This is a genomic window from Halomonas sp. ND22Bw (genome assembly GCF_003011945.1).
Classification (GTDB): domain Bacteria; phylum Pseudomonadota; class Gammaproteobacteria; order Pseudomonadales; family Halomonadaceae; genus Halomonas; species Halomonas halophila.
This window is the reverse complement of record NZ_PXWD01001596.1, coordinates 1-243: the sequence shown is the minus strand read 5'-3', so window position 1 is coordinate 243 and position 243 is coordinate 1. Positions and strand designations below refer to the sequence as shown.

The window sequence follows — 243 nt, the reverse complement described above, 5'->3', positions numbered from 1 at the left end:
GTGGGGGAAGTCGATAGCGAAGGCGTCGAGGGTGTTCAGCAAGTCTGACCCCAGGATCAGCTGGGGCTTCTGAGACGACGGTGTCGAGCCGCCAGGTTGGGCCTCGGACAGGACGATGATATCCAGGTTTCGGAAATTGACCGGCCCCAGTCGAATGCGAGAGACGCGGCCGGACTGCACCGCCGTCTCGTCACGGCTTGCTCCGGTGATCGTTCCGGCGGGTTTGAGCCTGGGGTCGTCCGC

General features: G+C 64.2%; 1 protein-coding gene. It reads right to left on the bottom strand.

The features are described from left to right. A partial coding sequence (locus tag CVH10_RS27085) for a hypothetical protein (protein WP_219925077.1) occupies positions 1–243 on the bottom strand: 243 nt, incomplete at both ends.